At 74.2% G+C, this 2,225-nt stretch carries 3 protein-coding genes; 1 reads left to right on the top strand and 2 read right to left on the bottom strand.

The features are described from left to right. Together ACTUAL_RS18885 and ACTUAL_RS18880 are read right to left on the bottom strand one after the other, a co-directional pair. Positions 1-280: response regulator (locus ACTUAL_RS18885; RefSeq protein WP_440901193.1), on the bottom strand; the 280-nt coding region annotated here is incomplete at its 3' end. After that, positions 277-1,569 (bottom strand): sensor histidine kinase, encoded by a 1,293-nt coding sequence (locus ACTUAL_RS18880; protein ID WP_440901192.1) that lies wholly within the window; start codon positions 1,567-1,569, stop codon positions 277-279. The genes ACTUAL_RS18885 and ACTUAL_RS18880, both read right to left, overlap by 4 nt. A gap of 273 nt (positions 1,570-1,842) precedes the next feature. On the opposite strand from ACTUAL_RS18880, the gene ACTUAL_RS18875 reads away from it, so the two are divergent. After that, on the top strand, positions 1,843-2,225 hold a 383-nt coding region (locus ACTUAL_RS18875; protein WP_440901191.1), incomplete at its 3' end, for a hypothetical protein.

Here is a 2,225-nt window from a genome sequence, read left to right as displayed (position 1 = left end):
CCTCGCGGTCGAACGTGGTCAGCACGACCACCCGCACCGGGTGCTCCGCGGGCGCGGGACCCAGGATGCGGCGGGTCGCCTCGATGCCGTCGAGCACCGGCATCTGCACGTCCATCAGCACCACGTCCGGCGCCAGCTCGGCGACCAGCTCGACCGCCCGCTCCCCGTCCCCGGCCTCGCCGACGACCTCGATGTCCGGCTCCGCGCCCAGGATCACCCGGAACCCGGCGCGCACCAGCGCCTGGTCGTCCACCAGCACGACCCGCAACCCGCCGCTCACTCCACGACCTTCCCGGCGGGCAGCAGCGCGCGCACGCGGAAGCCGCCGCCGCGCTTGGGCCCGACCTCCAGCTTCCCGCCGTGCACCGCGACCCGCTCCGCCATCCCGCGCAACCCGAACCCACCGCCGTCGACGGGCGGTTTTCCGCCGACCCCGTCGTCGCCGACCTCGACCTCGACCACGTTCTCCAGGTACCGCAGGCGCACGTCCACCCGGCGCGCCGAGGAGTGCTTCACGGTGTTGGTGAGCGCCTCCTGCACGACCCGGTACGCCGACAGCGCCACCGCCTCCGGCACCGGCCGGGGCGTGCCGTACACCCCGAACTGGGTCTCCAGCCCGGACTCCTCGGCGTGCTTGACCAGCTCGGACAGCTGCTCCAGCCCCGGTGACGCAGGCCGGTCGCCGGTCTCCGGCTCGCCGTCGGCGCGCAGCACGCCCAGCAGGCCGCGCAGCTCGGTGATGGCGGTGCGCGCGGTCTCCTCGACGGTCCGCAGCGCGGTGCCCGCCAGCTCCGGGTCGGTCCCGAGGACCCGCCGGGCCGCGCCCGCCTGCACGCCCATGACGGACACGTGGTGGGCGACGACGTCGTGCAGGTCGCGGGCGATGCGCAGCCGCTCGGCGACCAGCGCGCCCTTGGTGGCCTGCTCCTGGGATCGGCGCAGGTGCTCGGCCTGCTCGGCGAGCTGGGCCTCGCGGCGGGCGGCGACCCAGGAGACGTTGCCGAAGAAGTAGGCGCCGGAGAAGTACACGACGTTGTAGACGAGGTTGTACAGGACCGCCGCGAGCAGCGGGTTGAGCGGGCCGCCCGCGCCGGTGAACTCGGGGGGCGGCTGGAAGACCATCTTGACCAGGGCGAAGCCGAGCCAGCCGAACATCACGACGATCACCGCGATGCGCGACCACTTGGCCAGGGCACGGTTGCGCTCCCAGGCGCCGACGGCGTGCATGGCCAGGAACAGCAGGACGCTCGGGATGGCGTTGTCGCTGTTGACGGCGCGCATCTGCACGACGATGAACAGGACGCCGACCGCGGCGAGCGCGGCCACCGGGTAGCGGCGGCGCAGCGCCATCGGCAGGCACAGGGCGACGGTGAGCAGCACCTGCTCCGGCACCGACGGCGGGGTGCCCGCGTAGACGCCCATGCCGACGCTGTTGAACAGCACGAGGAAGAACAGGGAGAGCCCGATCATGAGCAGCGCCGCCCAGACGTCGCGCCGCTGCTCGGCGCGGGTGGGCGGCGGGCGGCGCCAGGCGTCCCAGTCGGTCTCGGCGGGCGTTGCGGTCGGCACGGGCAAACGCTAACCCGAAGTGGTGATCTTCCGGACCGGAATCGGGCAGTTCCGTTCGTTTCCGTTACGAACGACCGCTGTGCTCGCACGTTCGGGTGACCGGTGGCCCGGTCCGCGCCCGCCGTGTCGCGCTGCTGTGTCGCGCTGCTGTGTCGTACCGCCGTGTCGTACCGCCGTGTCGCACCGGCGTGGTCCCGAAGCGGTCGCCGCGCCCGGTTCATCCCCGACGGCCCCCTCGGCGTATCCGGGTGGCGTACCGACCGAGGAGGAGATGTGAGCTCACTGAGGACCACCGCCGGCCGAGCGCTGGCCACCGCCGCCGTGGCGGCCGTCGTGCTCGGCACGACCGGCACGGGGGTCGCGAGCGCCGAGGCGCTCCCCGAGTGCGGGGCGGAGCGGCTGAGGGCGCGGGTCGAGGAGGTGCGGTGGGGGCCCGAGCCGGGCGTGCGGCTGTTCGCGTTCGGCGTCGGCCGCACGCCGGGCCCGGCTTGCGCGATCGTGGGCGGGGAGCTGCGCGACGTGCGGTTCCACGCCGCGGACGGGAGCGTCCTGGACGTGCCCCTGACCAGCAGCGCCCAGCCCCCGCACGAGGTGATCGAGCAGGACCCGGCGCAGGCGTTCCTGTCCGCGTTCGACACCGGGACCGGGCCCTACCC

The sequence above is a fragment of the Actinosynnema sp. genome (assembly GCF_052038725.1).
This window is presented reverse-complemented; position numbering and strand designations above follow the sequence as displayed.